The organism is Clavibacter vidaverae, from assembly GCF_047529985.1.
Lineage (GTDB): Bacteria > Actinomycetota > Actinomycetes > Actinomycetales > Microbacteriaceae > Clavibacter > Clavibacter nebraskensis_A.
Genome location: NZ_JBLJAM010000001.1, coordinates 2327812 through 2343271 on the forward strand (window position 1 = coordinate 2327812; position 15460 = coordinate 2343271).

General features: G+C 75.4%; 16 protein-coding genes. 7 read left to right on the plus strand and 9 right to left on the minus strand.

Features of this window, described 5'->3' with window-relative positions:
• Positions 1 to 25 precede the first annotated feature (25 nt).
• Positions 26 to 967, plus strand: coding sequence for a LysR family transcriptional regulator (locus ACMT9T_RS11135; protein WP_414745598.1), 942 nt, complete (start codon positions 26 to 28; stop codon positions 965 to 967).
• Between the two features lie 83 nt (positions 968 to 1050).
• On the opposite strand, the gene ACMT9T_RS11140 is transcribed toward ACMT9T_RS11135, so the two are convergent.
• From ACMT9T_RS11140 to ACMT9T_RS11150, 3 genes are all read right to left on the minus strand, one after another.
• Complete coding sequence (locus ACMT9T_RS11140) at positions 1051 to 1917, minus strand: aldo/keto reductase family oxidoreductase (protein WP_414745599.1); 867 nt, start codon at positions 1915 to 1917, stop codon at positions 1051 to 1053.
• Positions 1918 to 2031: 114 nt separating this feature from the next.
• Positions 2032 to 3330: an MFS transporter gene (locus ACMT9T_RS11145; protein WP_414745600.1), complete on the minus strand. Its 1299-nt coding sequence runs from the start codon at positions 3328 to 3330 to the stop codon at positions 2032 to 2034.
• Positions 3331 to 3381: 51 nt separating this feature from the next.
• Positions 3382 to 3783 carry a winged helix-turn-helix transcriptional regulator gene (locus tag ACMT9T_RS11150; protein ID WP_414745882.1) on the minus strand — a complete coding sequence of 134 codons (402 nt, stop codon included), beginning with the start codon at positions 3781 to 3783 and terminating at the stop codon, positions 3382 to 3384.
• A 112-nt stretch (positions 3784 to 3895) separates the two neighbouring features.
• Here ACMT9T_RS11150 and ACMT9T_RS11155 point away from each other — a divergent pair, with 112 nt between their 5' ends.
• Positions 3896 to 4759 carry an SDR family oxidoreductase gene (locus tag ACMT9T_RS11155; RefSeq protein ID WP_414745601.1) on the plus strand — a complete coding sequence of 288 codons (864 nt, stop codon included), beginning with the start codon at positions 3896 to 3898 and terminating at the stop codon, positions 4757 to 4759.
• 89 nt (positions 4760 to 4848) lie between these two features.
• On the opposite strand, the gene mmuM is transcribed toward ACMT9T_RS11155, so the two are convergent.
• Positions 4849 to 5748: a homocysteine S-methyltransferase gene (gene mmuM, locus ACMT9T_RS11160; RefSeq protein WP_414745602.1), complete on the minus strand. Its 900-nt coding sequence runs from the start codon at positions 5746 to 5748 to the stop codon at positions 4849 to 4851.
• A gap of 132 nt (positions 5749 to 5880) precedes the next feature.
• Here mmuM and ACMT9T_RS11165 point away from each other — a divergent pair, with 132 nt between their 5' ends.
• Together ACMT9T_RS11165 and ACMT9T_RS11170 are read left to right on the plus strand one after the other, a co-directional pair.
• Positions 5881 to 6390 (plus strand): MarR family winged helix-turn-helix transcriptional regulator, encoded by a 510-nt coding sequence (locus ACMT9T_RS11165; RefSeq protein WP_116054671.1) that lies wholly within the window; start codon positions 5881 to 5883, stop codon positions 6388 to 6390.
• A gap of 50 nt (positions 6391 to 6440) precedes the next feature.
• Positions 6441 to 7139, plus strand: a complete 699-nt coding sequence (locus ACMT9T_RS11170) for an HAD family hydrolase (RefSeq protein WP_414745603.1) — start codon at positions 6441 to 6443, stop codon at positions 7137 to 7139.
• A 4-nt stretch (positions 7140 to 7143) separates the two neighbouring features.
• Here the strand turns inward: ACMT9T_RS11170 and ACMT9T_RS11175 are convergent, their stop codons facing one another.
• Positions 7144 to 7830, minus strand: a complete 687-nt coding sequence (locus ACMT9T_RS11175) for a GntR family transcriptional regulator (RefSeq protein ID WP_414745604.1) — start codon at positions 7828 to 7830, stop codon at positions 7144 to 7146.
• A gap of 149 nt (positions 7831 to 7979) precedes the next feature.
• Here ACMT9T_RS11175 and ACMT9T_RS11180 point away from each other — a divergent pair, with 149 nt between their 5' ends.
• The 3 genes from ACMT9T_RS11180 to atzF are packed head-to-tail and all read left to right on the plus strand — an operon-like array spanning position 7980 to position 11874.
• Positions 7980 to 9356, plus strand: a complete 1377-nt coding sequence (locus tag ACMT9T_RS11180) for a purine-cytosine permease family protein (protein WP_414745605.1) — start codon at positions 7980 to 7982, stop codon at positions 9354 to 9356.
• Positions 9353 to 10108 carry a biuret amidohydrolase gene (biuH, locus tag ACMT9T_RS11185; RefSeq protein ID WP_414745606.1) on the plus strand — a complete coding sequence of 252 codons (756 nt, stop codon included), beginning with the start codon at positions 9353 to 9355 and terminating at the stop codon, positions 10106 to 10108. Before ACMT9T_RS11180 ends, biuH begins: the two co-directional genes overlap by 4 nt.
• Positions 10105 to 11874, plus strand: coding sequence for an allophanate hydrolase (gene atzF / locus ACMT9T_RS11190; RefSeq protein WP_414745607.1), 1770 nt, complete (start codon positions 10105 to 10107; stop codon positions 11872 to 11874). Before biuH ends, atzF begins: the two co-directional genes overlap by 4 nt.
• Before the next feature lie 25 nt (positions 11875 to 11899).
• Here atzF and ACMT9T_RS11195 read toward each other — a convergent pair whose 3' ends face one another.
• The 4 genes from ACMT9T_RS11195 to ACMT9T_RS11210 form a co-directional block, all read right to left on the minus strand.
• Positions 11900 to 13231 (minus strand): glycosyltransferase 87 family protein, encoded by a 1332-nt coding sequence (locus ACMT9T_RS11195; protein ID WP_414745608.1) that lies wholly within the window; start codon positions 13229 to 13231, stop codon positions 11900 to 11902.
• A 205-nt stretch (positions 13232 to 13436) separates the two neighbouring features.
• Positions 13437 to 14720, minus strand: a complete 1284-nt coding sequence (locus ACMT9T_RS11200; protein ID WP_414745609.1) for a uracil-xanthine permease family protein — start codon at positions 14718 to 14720, stop codon at positions 13437 to 13439.
• Positions 14721 to 14830: 110 nt separating this feature from the next.
• A complete protein-coding gene (locus ACMT9T_RS11205) occupies positions 14831 to 15232 on the minus strand; it encodes a hypothetical protein (protein ID WP_414745610.1) in 402 nt (133 codons plus the stop codon).
• Complete coding sequence (locus ACMT9T_RS11210) at positions 15216 to 15413, minus strand: helix-turn-helix transcriptional regulator (protein WP_414745611.1); 198 nt, start codon at positions 15411 to 15413, stop codon at positions 15216 to 15218. The genes ACMT9T_RS11205 and ACMT9T_RS11210 overlap by 17 nt, the downstream gene beginning before the upstream one ends.
• Positions 15414 to 15460: the final 47 nt, after the last annotated feature.

The following is a 15460-nucleotide window of genomic DNA, read 5'->3' on the forward strand; positions in this document are numbered from 1 at the left end:
TTCATCGATGCGTTAGACAGTGCTCATGGATCCCGCCCGCCTCCGCCTCCTCCGCGAGCTCGGCGACCGGGGCAGCGTCGCGGCTGTCGCGGTCGCGATGCATGTGAGCGCGTCCGCCGTCTCGCAGCAGCTCGCCGCGTTGCAGGCCGGCGTCGCCGTGCCGCTGACCGTCAAGCGCGGGCGGCGGCTGGTCCTCACGGAGGCCGGGGAGGCGCTCGCCGCGGCGTCGACGCGCGTGGACGAGGCGCTCGCAGCGGCGCGGGACGCCGTCGGGTCGTTCCTCGCGCACGACGCCCGGGCCGTCCGCGTCTCCGCGTTCCACAGCGCCGGGCTCGCGCTCTTCGGGCCGCTGCTCGAGGAGCTGCGGGAGCTGCGGGAGCTCGACGGCGGCGTCGGCGTCGCGCTCGCCGACGCCGACGTGGCGCAGGGCGACTTCGCGGGCCTCACCGCGGATCACGACCTCGTCGTCGCGCACCGCCTCCCGCACGATGCGCCGTGGCCGACCGCCCGGCTCGTGGTCGTGCCGCTCCTCGTCGAGCCGCTCGACGTCGCGCTGCACGCCGGGCACCCGCTCGCGTCGTCCGCCGGCATCACGCCGGAGGAGCTGCGCGACGAGCGGTGGATCTCCACGCACGCGGGCTTCCCGCTCGCGGGCGTGCTCGACCACCTGGGCGCGCTGATCGGGCAGGCGCCGCGCATCGTCCACCGCGTCAACGAGTTCTCGGTGGCGGCGCGGATCGTGCGGGCCGGCGACGCGATCGCGGTGATGCCCCGCACGACCGGCGCCCCGCTCGCGGTCGACGGGATGGTGCTGCGGCCGGTCGTCGGCCCGCTGCTCGTGCGCCACGTCGACGTGCTCGCCCGGCCGGACGCGCTCGCCCAGGCGCCCGTGCGCGTGGTGCTGGCGGCGCTGCGGCGGGTGGCGGATGCGGCGGCGGTCGCGGCGGAGCGAGCCGCCGCGAGCTGACCCTGCGCGTGCCCGGGTGCGCGCATGCCGCATGCCGCGTGTTGCCGGCCGCCGCGACCGCCGCCGGGCGCCGCCCCTGGCCGTCAGCCGCCGATCCCCTCCAGTTCCGCGAGCGCGTCCTCGGGCAGCCGGATCCGCGCCCCCGCCACGTTCTCCCGCAGGTGCTCCACCGACGACGTGCCCGCGATGACGAGCACGTTCGGCGACCGCTGCAGGAGCCAGGCGAGCGCGACGGGCAGCGGCGCCGAGTCGAGGTCGGCGGCCACGCGCGCCAGCACCTCCGACTGCAGCGGCGAGAACCCGCCGAGCGGGAAGTACGGCACGTACGCGATGCCGTCGGCGGCCAGCTCGTCGATGAGCGCGTCGTCGTCGCGGCGCGCGAGGTTGTAGTGGTTCTGCACGGACACGATCGGCGCGATCGCGCGGGCCTCGGCCACCTGCGCGGCCGTCACGTTGCTCACGCCGAGGTGCCGGATCAGGCCCTCCCGCTGCAGCTCGGCGAGGGCCGTGAACGGCTCCTCGATGGATCCGTCGGTCGGGCTGTCGAAGGCGCCGACGCGGAGGTTCACGACGTCGAGCACGTCGAGCGTCAGGTGCGTGAGGTTGTCGTAGACGGCCTGGCGGAGCTCGGCCGCGGAGAGCGCCTGCGGCCAGCGGCCCTTCGCGTCCCGCAGGGATCCGACCTTGGTCACGATGTGGAGGCGCTCGGGGTACGGGAACAGCGCCTCCTCGATGAGGGCGTTCGTGTGCCCGGGGCCGTAGAAGTCGGCCGTGTCGATGTGCGTGATCCCCAGCGCGACGGCCTCGCGCAGCACGGCGCGGGCGGCGTCCGGATCCGCGGGCGGCCCGAACACGCGCGGCCCCGCGAGCTGCATGGCGCCGTAGCCGAAGCGCGTGACGGTGAGGTCGTGGGCGAGCGGGAAGAGCCCTCCGGGCAGGTCGGTGGACATGGCGATCCTCTCGGGTGGCGCGGCGAGTGGCAGGTGCGCCCCCACTCTCCCGCGGCGGTCGGGCGGCGCGCCCGCACTCGCAGGAGCCCGTGAGCGGATCCGCCTGCGCGCGCCCTAGGGGGAGGAGACGGCCCCCGGCGCCGCCTGCGCCGCCGGGTGCGCCCGCCGCGTCGCGAGCACGCGCGAGAACACCAGCACGAGCAGGCCGGCGGCCGGGATGAAGATCAGGCCGAAGCGCAGCGACGAGGCGTCCGCGATGGCGCCGACCACGGGCGGGGACACGAGGAAGCCGACGCGCAGCAGCCAGCCGACGATCGTGAGGCCCGTGCCGGGCTTGAATCCGGGCAGCTCGTCGGCCGCCTGCATCGCGGCGGGGATGAGGGTCGCGACGCCGAAGCCCGCGACGCCGAAGCCGATGATCGTGCCGACGATGCTCGGGAAGGCGAGCGCCGCGCCCATGCCGACGAGCACGAGCACGCCGCCGAGGCGCGCGATGGCGCGCTGGCCGAAGCGGTCCACCATGCGGTCGCCGAGCATCCGGCCGACGAACTGCATGCCCTGCAGCGAGATGAAGCCGAGGCCCGCGACGAACGCGCTGGCGCCGAGGTCGCCCGAGAGGTAGATGGCGGACCAGGAGCTGCCGGCGTCCTCGACGATGGCGCCGCCCGACGCGATGATCACGAGCGCCAGCAGCACGCCGTACTTGGCCACGAGGCCGAGCGCGCGCGGGGAGGCGGCACTCGTGACGCCGCCCTCGGGATCCGCGGCGGGCTCGTGCGCGTGCGCCGCGCCGCCCTCGCCGGGCTCCGGCTCCGGTCCCTTCAGCAGCCACGCGAGCGAGGCGACGGCCAGCGCGCTGAACAGCGCGGCCGAGACGGAGAGGTGCACGACGAGCGGCAGCCGGATCTGCGCGGCGGCCGCGCCCATGATCCCGCCCGCCACCGCGCCGATGGACCACACCGCGTGGAACGAGTTGATGATCGACCGCCCGTACAGCCGCTGCACCCGCAGCGCGTGCGAGTTCTGGGCGACGTCGGTGATCGAGTCCATGGCACCCGCGAGGAACAGGGCGCCCGCGAGCACGAGCCAGCCGGGCGCGAGGCCGGCCAGCAGGATCCCGACGGAGGCCACCACGGTCGCGGCGACGGCCACGCGCGCCGACCGGTACCGGCGGATGAGCACGCCCGCGGCGAGCCCCGCGATGAGCGCGCCGAGCGGCGACGCGGCGACCGCGGCACCGAACTCGACGTTGGCGAGCCCGAGCTCCGCCTTGATCGACGGGTAGCGCGGCAGCAGGTTCGCGAAGATCGCGCCGTTGGTGAAGAAGAGGACGCCGACGGCGACGCGCGCGCGGCGGACGTCGCGGGTCGGGGCGGGCGTGCGCGACAGCGTCGGCGCGGACGGGGAGGGCATGGGGTGTCGATCTCTCTCTGGCCTCGCCCGGCGGCGATGCAGGTGTCCAGCCTAGGGACGAGCGGCGGCTCCCGGCGACCCGCCCGCGCGCCCGGCCATGTCGGCGTCCGCCATGTCGGCGACGAGGTCCATCAGCGGCAGCAGCCGCGCCGACGCCTCGTGCCCGAGCTCGGTGAGGCGGTAGTCGACGCGCGGCGGGATGGTGGCCTGGGCCTCGCGGATCACGAACCCGTCGTCCGCGAGCGTGCGCAGCGTGGAGGCGAGCATCTTCTCGCTGATGCCCTCGATCTCGCGGCGCAGCTCGCCCCACCGCTTGGAATCCTCGCCGAGCGCGAGCAGGACGAGCACGCCCCACTTGCTCGTGACGTGGTCGAGCAGCGTCCGTGACGGGCAGTTCGCGGGGTAGCGGCCCTCGCTGACGCCGGGACGGTCGCGGGTCACGCGGAAGCTCATGTCTCGCATGGCACCCAACTTACCTGAAAGTGGGTACCTCCCTGTGGGAAGGTACTCGGCGACGGAGTCGTTGACCCCGGCGTACCGCACCTCCCGACTCGAAAGGCATCCCATGACCATCGTCGTCACCGCCGCCACCGGCCGCCTCGGATCGCGCATCGTCGCGTCCCTCCTCGCCCGCGGCTACGCCGCCTCCGACGTGCTCGCCACCGCGCGCCGCCCCGAGGCCCTCGCCGACCTCGCCGCGCAGGGCGTCCGCACCGCGCGCCTCGACTACTCCGACGCCGACAGCGTCACCGCCGCGATCCAGCCCGGCGACACCCTGGTGCTCATCTCCGGCAGCGAGGTCGGCCAGCGCGTGCCGCAGCACACCACCGTCATCGAGGCCGCGAAGGCCGCGGGCGTCGGCCGGATCCTCTACACGAGCGTCCTCCGCGCCAGCACCACCGAGCTCTTCATCGCGGGCGAGCACAAGGCCACCGAGGAGGTCCTCGCCGCCTCCGGCGTCCCCGTCACGCTCCTCCGCAACGGCTGGTACACCGAGAACTACGCCGCCACCGTCGACTCCGTCAAGCGGTCCGGCGCGCTCCTCACGAGCGCGGGCGACGGCCGCGTCGCGAGCGCCACCATCGCCGAGTTCGCCGAGGCCACCGCGGTCGCGGCCCTCGACGACTCGCTCGCCGGGCAGACGCTCGAGCTCGGGGGCGACGAGCGCTGGACGCAGGACGACCTCGCCCAGGCGATCTCCGGCATCCTCGGCCAGCCCGTCCCCGTCTCGCAGGTCTCCGCGGAGGAGCACGCGCGCATCCTCGGCGACGCCGGCCTCGACGAGGGCACGATCGGCTTCCTCGTGGGCCTCGACGCCGCCACGCGCGCCGGCCAGCTCGACGACGAGACGGGCGACCTCGCGCGCCTGCTCGGCCGTCCCACCACGTCGCTCGCCGAGGGCCTCCGCCAGGCGGTCGCGGGCGCCTGATCCGGCCGGATCCGCGCCCGAGGCGGGTCCGCACGCGACGACGGCCCGTCCCCTCCGTGGGGGCGGGCCGTCGTCATGCGCACCGCGGGTCAGGCCAGCGCGTCCCGCATCCGCCGGATCTGGTCGGGGCCCACGCGACAGCAGCCGCCCACGAGCGAGGCGCCCGCCGCGATCCAGGCGTCGACGGACGGCAGCGCCGGGTCGCCGCCCCAGCCGCGCGCGACCGCGTCCCACCGCTCGCCGGAGTTCGGGTAGACGACCACGGGTCGGTCGGTCACGCCGCGGGCGGCGGCGATGGCGGCGGGCACCTCGTCCGGGTGCGCGCAGTTGATCCCCACGGCGACGACCTCGTCGGCCTCCTCCGCGAGCCGGAACCCCTCGGCCATGGGCTCGCCCGAGCGCAGTCGGCCGCCCTGGACCGTGAACGCGAGCCACGCGGACGCGCCCGAGCCGCGCGCGAGATCCACCAGCGCGCGGCCCTCGTCGAGGCTCGGGATGGTCTCGCAGGCGAGGAGGTCGGCGCCCGCGTCGGCGAGCACGGCGAACCGGGGCGCGTGCCAGCGGCGGAGCTCGGCGCGCGTGAGGCCGCTGGATCCCGCGTACTCGGATCCGTCGCCGAGCGTCGCGCCGTAGGGGCCGACGGACGCGGCGATCCAGCGGTCGCGGGGTGCGCCGTCGTCCCGCGCGACCTCGTCCCGCGCCTCGGCCGCGAGCCGCACGCTCGCGCGCAGCAGCTCCTCGGTGTCGGCCGCGCTCAGGCCGCGCGCCGCGAACGCGTCGAAGCCCACCTGGTACGACGCCGTGATCGCCACGTCCGCCCCCGCGCGGAAGTACTCGGCGTGCGCCGCGCGGATCGCCGCGGGCTCGTCGGCGAGCACGCGCGCGCTCCACAGCGGATCCGACAGGTCGTGCCCGCGCGCCTCGAGCAGCGTGCCGAGGCCCCCGTCGAGCACCAGCGGGCGGTCGGGGAGGGGGAGCGGCCGGGTCATGCGGACATCCTGCCGGAGCCGGGCGGCGGATCCCCGGTGCGCGACGCCCCACGACGTCACCCGCCCGCCGTGCACCTCGGGTCGGCGTCGCGCCGCGGCCCGGGTACCGTGGACGCGACGGTGGGAGTCCCGATGAAGGATGACGACGACGTCGACCTGGTGATCGACGCGTGGGGCGCGGCCATGCCCGACGTCGACTTCGCGCCGCTCGACGTGGTGTCGAGGCTCCGGCGCCTGCTGCCGCAGATGCAGCGGATCCGGGAGGGCGCGTTCGCCGCGGAGGGCCTCACGACCAGCGAGTTCGAGTTCCTCTCCATCCTCCGCCAGCAGGGCGACGCGGGCCTCACGCGCGCCGGCCTCGCCGAGCGCCTCGGCACCGACACCGGCAGCCTCGTGCACCGGGTGAACCGCCTGACCGCGCGCTCCTTCATCACGCGCGAGGAGGATCCGGCGGGCGGCCGCAGCCGGCTCGTGGTGCTCACGCCGTTCGGCATCGAGCGCGTCGACCGGGCGATGCGCCGCCTCGTGGCCGACGAGGACGAGGTGCTCGCCGACCTCAGCCGCGAGCAGATCGCGACCCTCATCGACAGCCTCCGCATCATCGCCCGCACGACCGAGCGGATGCGCGCGCGCCGCAGCTGACGGGCCGGCCGTCCGGGCCGCACGGAGGTGCGCCGGAGCACGATGGATCCATGGCCGACACCTCACGCACCCCGCCCGCCGTCCTCTTCGACATCGACGAGACCCTCATCCACACGGGCGGCTCCGGCGCCCGCAGCTGGGCGATGGCGTTCCGCGACCTGCACGACGTGGAGGCCGACATCGGCGAGCACTCGTCGGCGGGGGAGACGGATCCACAGGTCGGCGCCGCGACGTTCCGCGGCGTCATGGGCCGGGATCCCGAGCCCGCCGAGCTCGCGCGCCTCTACGCCTCCTACCTCCGGCACCTCGCCGACGACATCCGCGTCTCCGAGGGCTACCGCGTGCTCGACGGCGCCGAGGCGCTGCTCGACCGGCTCGCCGACGCGGGCGTCGTGCTCGGCGTCGTCTCCGGCGCGATGGAGGGCGCGGCCCGCACGAAGATGGAGCCCGCCCGCCTCGGCCGCTTCTTCGTGTTCGGCGCCTACGGGTCCGACTCGCCCGACCGCGTCGACGTCGTGCGCCGCGCGATCGCGACCGCCGGCACCCTGCGCGGCGCCGAGCCCCGGCGCGACGAGGTGCTCGTCGTCGGCGACACCCCGAACGACATCACCTCCGCGCACGACGCGGGCGCGACCGCGGTGGGCGTCGCGAGCGGCCACTACTCGGCCGACGAGCTGCGCGGCGCGGGTGCCGACCTCGTGCTCGAGTCCCTCGAGGATCCGGCGCTGGAGCGGCTGATCGGGCTCTGACCGCCTAGCCGGCGGCCTCGGTCCCCGCCGCCTCCTCGCGCACGAGCGCCTCGAGCGCCGCGCACGCGTCGACGCGCGTGGCCTCGATGTGCCGGCGCGCGAGATCCGCCGCCCGCTCGCCCTCGCGCCGCTCCACCAGGGCGAGCAGCTCGCGGTGGTCGGCGAGCGAGTCGGGCCGGCGCGCGCTCGCGGCGGGCAGGTAGTGGAAGCGCACGCGCTTCGACATCGACTCCACCACCTGGGCCAGCGTGCTGTTGTGCGCGGCGGCCGCGAGGGCCACGTGGAAGTCGTAGTTGAGGCGGGCGAGGTCGGCCGGATCCGCGGTGCGCTCCTGCAGGCGGATCACCCGCTCGAGCTCGCGCAGGTCGTCGGCCGTGCGGCGCCCGGCGGCGAGCTCCACCGCGCGCGGCTCGACGAGGGCGCGCGCCTCGAACAGGTCGACCAGCTCGGACAGCACGCGCGGCCGCACCGACATGCCCTCGTGCGCGCGGTGGACGACCCAGCCGTCGGCCTCGAGCGCCCGCAGCGCCTCGCGCACCGGGATGTGGCTCGTGCCCATCCGCTGGGCGACCTCGTCGGCCTTCACGCGGGATCCGGGGGCGATGACGCCGCCGAGGATCTCCTCCTCGAGCAGCACCCGCACGCGCTCCGCGGCGCCGAGACGGGTGGGGACGAGGGACGCTGCCGGCATGCCCTGATTATAGGATCCGCCCGCAGGCGTCCACCCAGACGTGTTTCACATCCCGGAAACACAGGGGAAACGCCCGTGTGCGCATCGACTGCTCCTATAGGACGCGTCCGGATCCCCCGCCGGCACCGCTCGAACCCCGAGGAGAACGCATGCCGCACCCCGCCGCCCCTCCCACCGCGCGCCCCGACGCCGCCGCGGTCGCGGATCCCGCCGACCGCGCCGTCTTCTCCGAGTACGAGTCGGAGCCGGTCCCGCCGCACGCGCGCCGCCGCACCTCGTCGGTCGCCGCCGTCTGGCTCGGCTTCCCGATGATCCTCACGTGCGCCGTGTTCGGCGGCCTCGTCGTGCACTCGCTCGGCTTCTGGCCGGGCATGGGCGCCATCGCGGTCGGCACGCTCGTGCTCATGCTCTACGTGGGCGCGCTCAGCTACCTGGCCGGCCGCAGCGGCGAGAGCTTCGCGCTCATGGCCATGCGCACGTTCGGCGCGAAGGGCTACGTGGTGCCGGCGGGGTTCCTCGCCACGGTCGTCATCGGCTGGTTCGCGTTCCAGACCGGGCTCACCGGATCCACCCTGCACGGCAGCCTCGGCTGGGACCAGACGGGCACGACGCTCGTCGCGGGGATCCTGTTCGTCGCGGTCACGCTGCTCGGCATCCGCGCCCTCTCCTGGATCGGCGTGGTCGCCGCTCCCCTCTACCTCGTGCTCGGGGCGGTCGCCATCGTCATCGTCGCCACGCGCCCCGGCGGCGCGGACCTGCAGGCGGCGCCCTCCGCGGGCGCCGGCGCGCTGAGCTTCGGCGCGGCCGTCACGCTCGTCGTCGCGCTGTTCGCCGACTCGGGCACCATGACCGCCGACTTCACGCGCTGGGCGCGCTCGGGCCGGGAGGCCGTGATCGCGTCGTTGGCGGCCTTCCCGGTCGGCAACGCCGTCGCGCTCGTGGTGGGCGGCCTCATCGTCGCGCTCGGCGGCGCGACCGACCCGGGCACCGCGGGCGGCGACTTCCTCGGGATCCTCGTGGCGCAGGGCGGCGCGCTCGTGCCGCTCGCCGTGCTGTTCGTGGTGGTGAACCTCGGATCCGTGTGCGCGCACTGCCTCTACAACGGCGCCGTCGGCTGGAGCCAGCTCACCGGGATGCGCATGCGCAGCATGACGCTCGTGCTCGGCGCGGTCGGCGTGGTGCTCGCGGTGGCCGGCATCTGGTCGTACTTCGAGACGTGGCTCAACCTGCTGGGCGTGATCGTGCCGCCCATCGGGGCCGTGCTCATCGTCGACCAGCTGCTGCTCGCGCCGCGACGTGCGGCCACGTCGGAGCCCGCCGCCCGCGGTCCGTGGCGCGCGCCCGCGTTCGTCGCCTGGGTCGTCGGCGCCGTGGCCGCGCTCGTCGCGCACGCCTACGCCGACTTCCTGTCCACCGCGGTCGTCGGCCTGGTCGTCGCCGCGGTCGCGCTCGTGGTGGTCGACTCGATGGGACGCGTGCGCGCCCCGCTCGGCGCGGCCGTCGAGGCGGGGGAGGTGCGCTCGTGAGCACCGCGTCCGCTCCCGCCCTCGCGTCGGTCGCCGGCACCGCGTCGGGCACCACGCCCGTCGCCGCGGATCCGTATGCCTGGCCCTACGACGGCGCCGTCGACGCCGCCCGCACCGCCGTGGTCTGCATCGACTGGCAGGTCGACTTCTGCGGCGTCGGCGGCTACGTCGACCGCATGGGCTACGACCTCGCCCTCACCCGCGCGGGCCTCGCGCCCACCGCCCGGCTGCTGGAGCGCGTGCGCGCGCTCGGCATGACCGTGATCCACACCCGCGAGGGCCACCGCCCCGACCTCTCCGACCTGCCCGCGAACAAGCGCTGGCGGTCCGAGCGGGCGGGCGCCGAGATCGGCAGCGTCGGGCCGTGCGGGCGGATCCTCGTGCGCGGCGAACCCGGCTGGGAGATCGTCCCCGAGGTGGCCCCGCTCCCCGGCGAGCCCGTCATCGACAAGCCGGGCAAGGGTGCGTTCTACGCGACCGACCTCGACCTGGTGCTGCGGGCGCGCGGCATCGACCGGCTGATCCTCACGGGCATCACGACCGACGTGTGCGTCTCCACGACCATGCGCGAGGCGAACGACCGCGGGTACGAGTGCCTGGTGCTGTCCGACTGCACGGGGGCCACGGATCCGCGGAACCACGACGCCGCACTGCGGATGGTGACGATGCAGGGCGGCGTCTTCGGCGCCGTCGCCACGTCGGACGACGTGCTCGCGGCGCTCGCCGGAGCCGGAGCGGAGGTCCGCGCGTGAGCGCGCCCGCCCTGCCGCCCGTCGGATCCGCGTCCGTCGTCGACCGCGTCGAGGCCGCCTACGCGCGCATCGCCGAGGTCGACCGGCCCGAGGTGTGGATCACCCTGCTCGACCGCGCGGACGCCCTCGCCCGCGCCGCCGAGCTCGACCGGCGCATCGCCGCGGCGCCCGCGGGATCCCTGCCGCTCGCGGGCTGGCTCGTCGCCGTGAAGGACAACATCGACGTCGCCGGGATGCCCACGACCGCCGCCTGCCCGTCCGCCGCCACGTCTCCGGAGGCCGACGCGCCCGCCGTCGCGCGGCTGCGGGAGGCCGGCGCGCTCGTCATCGGCAAGACCAACCTCGACCAGTTCGCCACCGGCCTCGTCGGCACGCGCAGCCCGTACGGCGCCGTCCGGCACGCGACGCGGCCCGACCGCATCTCGGGCGGATCCAGCTCCGGCTCGGCGGTCGCCGTCGCGCTCGGCCTCGTCGACGTGGCGCTCGGCACCGACACCGCCGGATCCGGCCGGGTGCCGGCCGCGCTGCACGGCCTGGTGGGGATCAAGCCCACGCTCGGCCTCGTGCCGACCACGGGCGTCGTGCCCGCGTGCCGGTCCTACGACACCGTGAGCGTGCTCGCGGCCGACCTCACGACGGCGCAGCGCGCGCTCGCCGTGATGGTCGGGCCCGACGCCGCGGATCCCGCGAGCCGCGCCTGGCCGTCGACCACCCGGCTCGCCCCGCGCGGAGTGCCCGTGATCGGCGTGCCCGGCGACCACGACCTCGCGCCCCTCTCGCCCGGCGCCCGCGCGGCCTTCCACGCGGCGGTCGAGCGGATGCGCGACTCGGGCGCCGTCGTCGAGCCCGTCGACCTCGGCCCCTTCCTCCGCGCGGCGCTCCTCCTCTACGAGGGCGCCCTCGTGGCCGAGCGCTGCGAGGCGGCGGGCGCGTCGGTGCTCGCGGACGCGCCGGACCTCGATCCGACCGTCGCCGGCATCGTCCGCGCCGCGCTCGGGATCCCCGCGCACCGCCTGGTCGAGGACCGCGCCCTCCTCGAGCGCCTCCGCGTCAGCGCGTGCGCGGTCTTCGACGCTCCCGGCGACGCCCGCCGCGGGATCGACGCCCTGCTCCTGCCGACGACCACCGAGCACCCCACGCTCGCCGAGGTCGCCGCCGAGCCGGTCGCCGTGAACGCGCGCCTCGGGACGTACACGAACTTCGTGAACCTCTTCGACCTGTGCGCGCTCGCCGTGCCGGCGGGCGAGGCCGACGGATCCCCGTTCGGCGTCAGCCTCGTCGCCCCGGCCTTCGCCGACCAGGTCGTGCTGGATCTCGCGGGCCGCGTCACGGGCGACCCCGCGCGTCCGGCGCTCCTCCCGACCGACGCGGTCGACGTGGTCGTCTTCGGCGCGCACCTCGGCGGCCAGCCCCTGCACCGGCAGCTCCAGGAGCTCGGCGCGCGCTTCTCCCGCGAGGTGAGCACGAGCGCGGCCTACCGGATGGCGCACCTCCGCGGGCAGCCCGCGCGACCCGGCGTCACCCCCGCACCCGAGGGCGACGGCGTCTCCCTCGCGGGCGAGGCGTGGACCCTCACGCGCGCCGGCCTCGCCGCCTTCCTCACCGGCATGGTCCAGCCGATGGCCCTCGGCCCGGTGTCGCTCGACGACGGCACGCAGGCGATCGGCTTCCTCTGCACCGACGTCGCCGGCGCGCCCGACATCAGCGCGCACGGCGGCTGGCTGCGCTACCTCGAGGCGGTCGGCCCGGCGGTCCCCGGGCGCTGATCGGCGGGCGCCGCGCACCACGGGCTCAGCTCGCGCGCCGCGCGGCGACCGCCGTCCGCGGCCGTGCCGGCAGGCGGAGGGCACGCGTCGGCCGGGCCCGCGGGATCCCGTCGACGGCGGATCCCCGCAGCCGGGCGAGCTGCACCACCGCGACGCCCAGCAGCGCGAGCTCGCCGAGGTCGCGCAGCGTGATCACGGCGACCATGACGGGCACCGCGTCGGTCAGCAGCAGGTAGCCGTACGGGTAGACGACCTGCGTGAGCGCCGCCACGACCAGGCCGAGGCGCGCCGCGACGACGGTGCCGCGGGCGCGGCGGTCGTGCACGAGCATCACGACGATCGGCACCGCGAACCACGACACGTACTGCGGCGAGCCCACCTTGTTGGTGACGATGAGCGCGGCCACGAGCGCGAGCGACAGCGGCCCGACGAGGGCGGCGGGCGCGGTGCCGCGGCGGGCGGCGCGGATCCCGAGCGCGGTGACGACGAGGACCGCCGCCACCATCACGGGCGTCATGGCTGCCGCGACCGCGTCGACGCCCGGCCCGGCGACCTGGAACGCGATGATCCGCGGGTCGTCGTACACGCGGTACCGGTCGTCGCCGAGCGCGATCCGCCACAGGTGGTACAGCGCGGCGCTCGACTCCACCTGCAGCCCGCGTCCCGTCTGCTGGCCCACGAAGCCGAGCACGTTCGCGCCGCTGCCGAGGGCGAGGGATCCGGCCGCGACGACGGCAGTGGTGACCGCCGAGGCCGCGACGACGGCGGTGCGCGCGGCCCCGCGGCGGGCGACGAGGGCCGCGAGGAGCAACGCGGCCGGCCACACCTTCACCCACGCGCCGACGGTGAGGAGAGCGGAGGCGAGGGCCGGCCGCGTCGCGAGCAGCAGCAGGCCCGCGAGCGCGAGCGGCACCGTGACCGCGTCGATGCGGCCGAGCGAGATGGGTCCGAGCGCCGCGAGGAAGCCGAGCCACCACCCGGCTGCCGCGAGGCCGCGACCGCGACCGGCGCGCAGGAGCAGCGCGAACGCCGCGGCGTCGAGCAGCGTGATCAGCGCGAGCCAGACCGTGCCGAAGAAGGCCGTGCCGCCGAGGAGCGAGACGAGCATGGGCGCGGCCGCGAGGATCGGGTACACCCACGGCACGTCGATCCCGGCCCAGCCGTGGCCCGCGACGCCCGACTGCATCCATGTGCGGTAGATGCCGGTCACGTCGCCGAGCGCGGAGGTCGGGCCGATGAGGTTCAGCGTGATGAGCCAGAGGTGGCAGAGCGCGAAGGCCAGCCACATGCGCCGGATGCGGTCGCGGGACGGCGGAGCGGCGGCGCGCGTGTCAGGGGCGGCGGCGTCCGCGCTCACCGGCCGGCGTCCTCGCGTCGCGCAGGCGGGTGCATGTCGGGTGGATCTCCTGCGGTCGGGACGGAAGGGGACGCGGCCCGCGGGGGCCGGGGCCCGCCTCGCGGACGCCCGGCGCGCGGGCGGCGCACCCGCGATGGTAGGACACGCGCGCGGCGCCCCGCCGTGAGCGGCGGCGCCACCGGCCCCGCCCGCCCGGCCCCGCGGCCTAGTCGGTGCCGCGCAGCCGCGCGACCGTGTGCATCACGTGGTAGACGACGATGGCCGCGACGGTGCCGAGCGCGATGCCGTTGAACGAGACCGTGCCGAGCGTGAAGGTGAAGGGCGCGATGGCGACGATGAGCGCGGTCGCGGCGGTGAGCTGGTTGACGGGCTTGGAGAAGTCCACCCGGTTGTCCATCCAGATCTTCACGCCGATGATCCCGATGAGGCCGTACAGCGCGGTCGTCACGCCGCCGAGCACGCCGGCCGGGATCGTGTTGATGACGGCGCCGACCTTGGGCGAGAGGCCGAGCAGCACCGCGAACCCGCCGGCCACCCAGTAGGCGGCGGTCGAGTAGACGCGGGTGGCGGCCATCACGCCGATGTTCTCGCCGTAGGTGGTGGTGCCGGATCCGCCGCCGAGGCCCGCGAGCACGGTCGCCAGGCCGTCGGCCAGCAGCGCGCGGCCGGTCAGCTTGTTGACCGATCCGTCGGTCATCTGCGCGACCCCGCGGATGTGGCCCACGTTCTCCGCGACGAGCACCAGCACCACGGGCAGGAACGCGGGCAGCAGCGCCCAGAACTGCGGCGTGATCTCGGGCCCGTGGAACTCGGGCAGGCCGATCCACGCGGCCGACCCGACCGCGTCGAACACGATCTCGCCCCGGATCACGGCGACGACGTACCCCACGACCACGCCGAGCACGATGGAGAGCCGGCCGAGGATCCCGCGGAACAGCACGGTCGAGAGGATCACCGCGGCGAGCGTGATGGTCGCCGTCACGGGCGCCTTCACGAAGTTGTCGCGCGCGGCCGAGGCCAGGTTGAAGCCGATGAGCGCGACGATCGCGCCGGCGACCACGGGCGGCAGCAGCGCGTCGATCCAGCCGGTGCCGGTGAGCTGCACGATGCCGCCGACGACCGCCAGCATCACGCCGACCGCCACGATGCCCGCGAGCGCCGCCCCGATGCCGCCGCCGCCCGACGCCGTGGCCGCGTTGGCCGCGAGGATCGGCGCGATGAACGCGAACGACGAGCCGAGGTAGCTGGGCAGCCGGTTCCTGGTGATCAGGAGGAAGAGGATCGTGCCGATCCCGGAGAAGAACAGCGTGGTCGTGGGCGGGAAGCCCGTGAGCACGGGCACGAGGAAGGTCGCGCCGAACATCGCGACGACGTGCTGCATCCCGAGCCCGATGGTGCGCGGCCAGGTGAGGCGCTCGCCGGGGCCGACGACCGCGGAGGCGTCGACCGCCTTGCCGTCGCCGTGGAGGGTCCAGATCTGTCGGGCCATGCTCGCCTGCTTCCGCGCGGGTGTGTGGGGAGACGCCCCGATCCGCGAGCGTACCGACGCCGTGTTGCGGTGGCGTTTCGCGGTGGCGGATCGGGACGTCGCGCGACGCGTCAGCCCCGGCGGACGGCGATCCGGTTGGCGACGCCCCACACGATGAACAGCACGATCATCTGCACGGCGAGCCACCTGTCGATGCCGTCCACCAGCAGCGAGACGAGGAACGCGCCGAAGGAGAGGACGAGGGCCGCGACGCCCACCGCGGCGAACCCCTTCAGGGCCAGCTGCCGATCGCGCTCGTCGCGGTACTCGAAGCCCTCGATGCGGCTCGCGTCGCTCACCTCGGGCCGTGCCGAGGTGAAGGAGGAGATCAGCCAGACCACGGCGATGACGCCGAGCAGCACCGCTGAGTCCGGGTGCCCGGCCACGAGCGCGACGACGGCGGTCAGCGCGAACACCGCCACGATCGCGCTGTTGATGCGGGAGATCCCGCGGCGTTCAGTCGTCTTCGACATGGAAGACCTCCTCGACGGATCGGTGGAAGTGACGCGCCGTCTTCATGGCGAGGGCGAGCGACGGGTCGTAGCGGCCCGTCTCGATGGCGTTGATCGTCTGGCGGGAGACGCCGAGCGCGTCGGCGAGGGACTGCTGGGAGAGCCCGGCCGCCGTCCGGAGCTCCCTCACCTCGCTGCGCATGGATGACAAGCTAGCTTGACACCTCGGGGGTGTCAAGCGCGCTTGTC

Bases quoted from the DNA above. Each gene is read 5' to 3' on its own strand.
- ACMT9T_RS11135 (WP_414745598.1), top strand. From the start codon at position 26: ATGGATCCCGCCCGCCTCCGCCTCCTCCGCGAGCTCGGCGACCGGGGC.
- ACMT9T_RS11140 (WP_414745599.1), bottom strand. From the start codon at position 1,917: ATGTCCACCGACCTGCCCGGAGGGCTCTTCCCGCTCGCCCACGACCTC.
- ACMT9T_RS11145 (WP_414745600.1), bottom strand. From the start codon at position 3,330: ATGCCCTCCCCGTCCGCGCCGACGCTGTCGCGCACGCCCGCCCCGACC.
- ACMT9T_RS11150 (WP_414745882.1), bottom strand. From the start codon at position 3,783: ATGAGCTTCCGCGTGACCCGCGACCGTCCCGGCGTCAGCGAGGGCCGC.
- ACMT9T_RS11155 (WP_414745601.1), top strand. From the start codon at position 3,896: ATGACCATCGTCGTCACCGCCGCCACCGGCCGCCTCGGATCGCGCATC.
- mmuM (WP_414745602.1), bottom strand. From the start codon at position 5,748: ATGACCCGGCCGCTCCCCCTCCCCGACCGCCCGCTGGTGCTCGACGGG.
- ACMT9T_RS11165 (WP_116054671.1), top strand. From the start codon at position 5,881: ATGAAGGATGACGACGACGTCGACCTGGTGATCGACGCGTGGGGCGCG.
- ACMT9T_RS11170 (WP_414745603.1), top strand. From the start codon at position 6,441: ATGGCCGACACCTCACGCACCCCGCCCGCCGTCCTCTTCGACATCGAC.
- ACMT9T_RS11175 (WP_414745604.1), bottom strand. From the start codon at position 7,830: ATGCCGGCAGCGTCCCTCGTCCCCACCCGTCTCGGCGCCGCGGAGCGC.
- ACMT9T_RS11180 (WP_414745605.1), top strand. From the start codon at position 7,980: ATGCCGCACCCCGCCGCCCCTCCCACCGCGCGCCCCGACGCCGCCGCG.
- ACMT9T_RS11200 (WP_414745609.1), bottom strand. From the start codon at position 14,720: ATGGCCCGACAGATCTGGACCCTCCACGGCGACGGCAAGGCGGTCGAC.
- ACMT9T_RS11205 (WP_414745610.1), bottom strand. From the start codon at position 15,232: ATGTCGAAGACGACTGAACGCCGCGGGATCTCCCGCATCAACAGCGCG.
- ACMT9T_RS11210 (WP_414745611.1), bottom strand. From the start codon at position 15,413: ATGCGCAGCGAGGTGAGGGAGCTCCGGACGGCGGCCGGGCTCTCCCAG.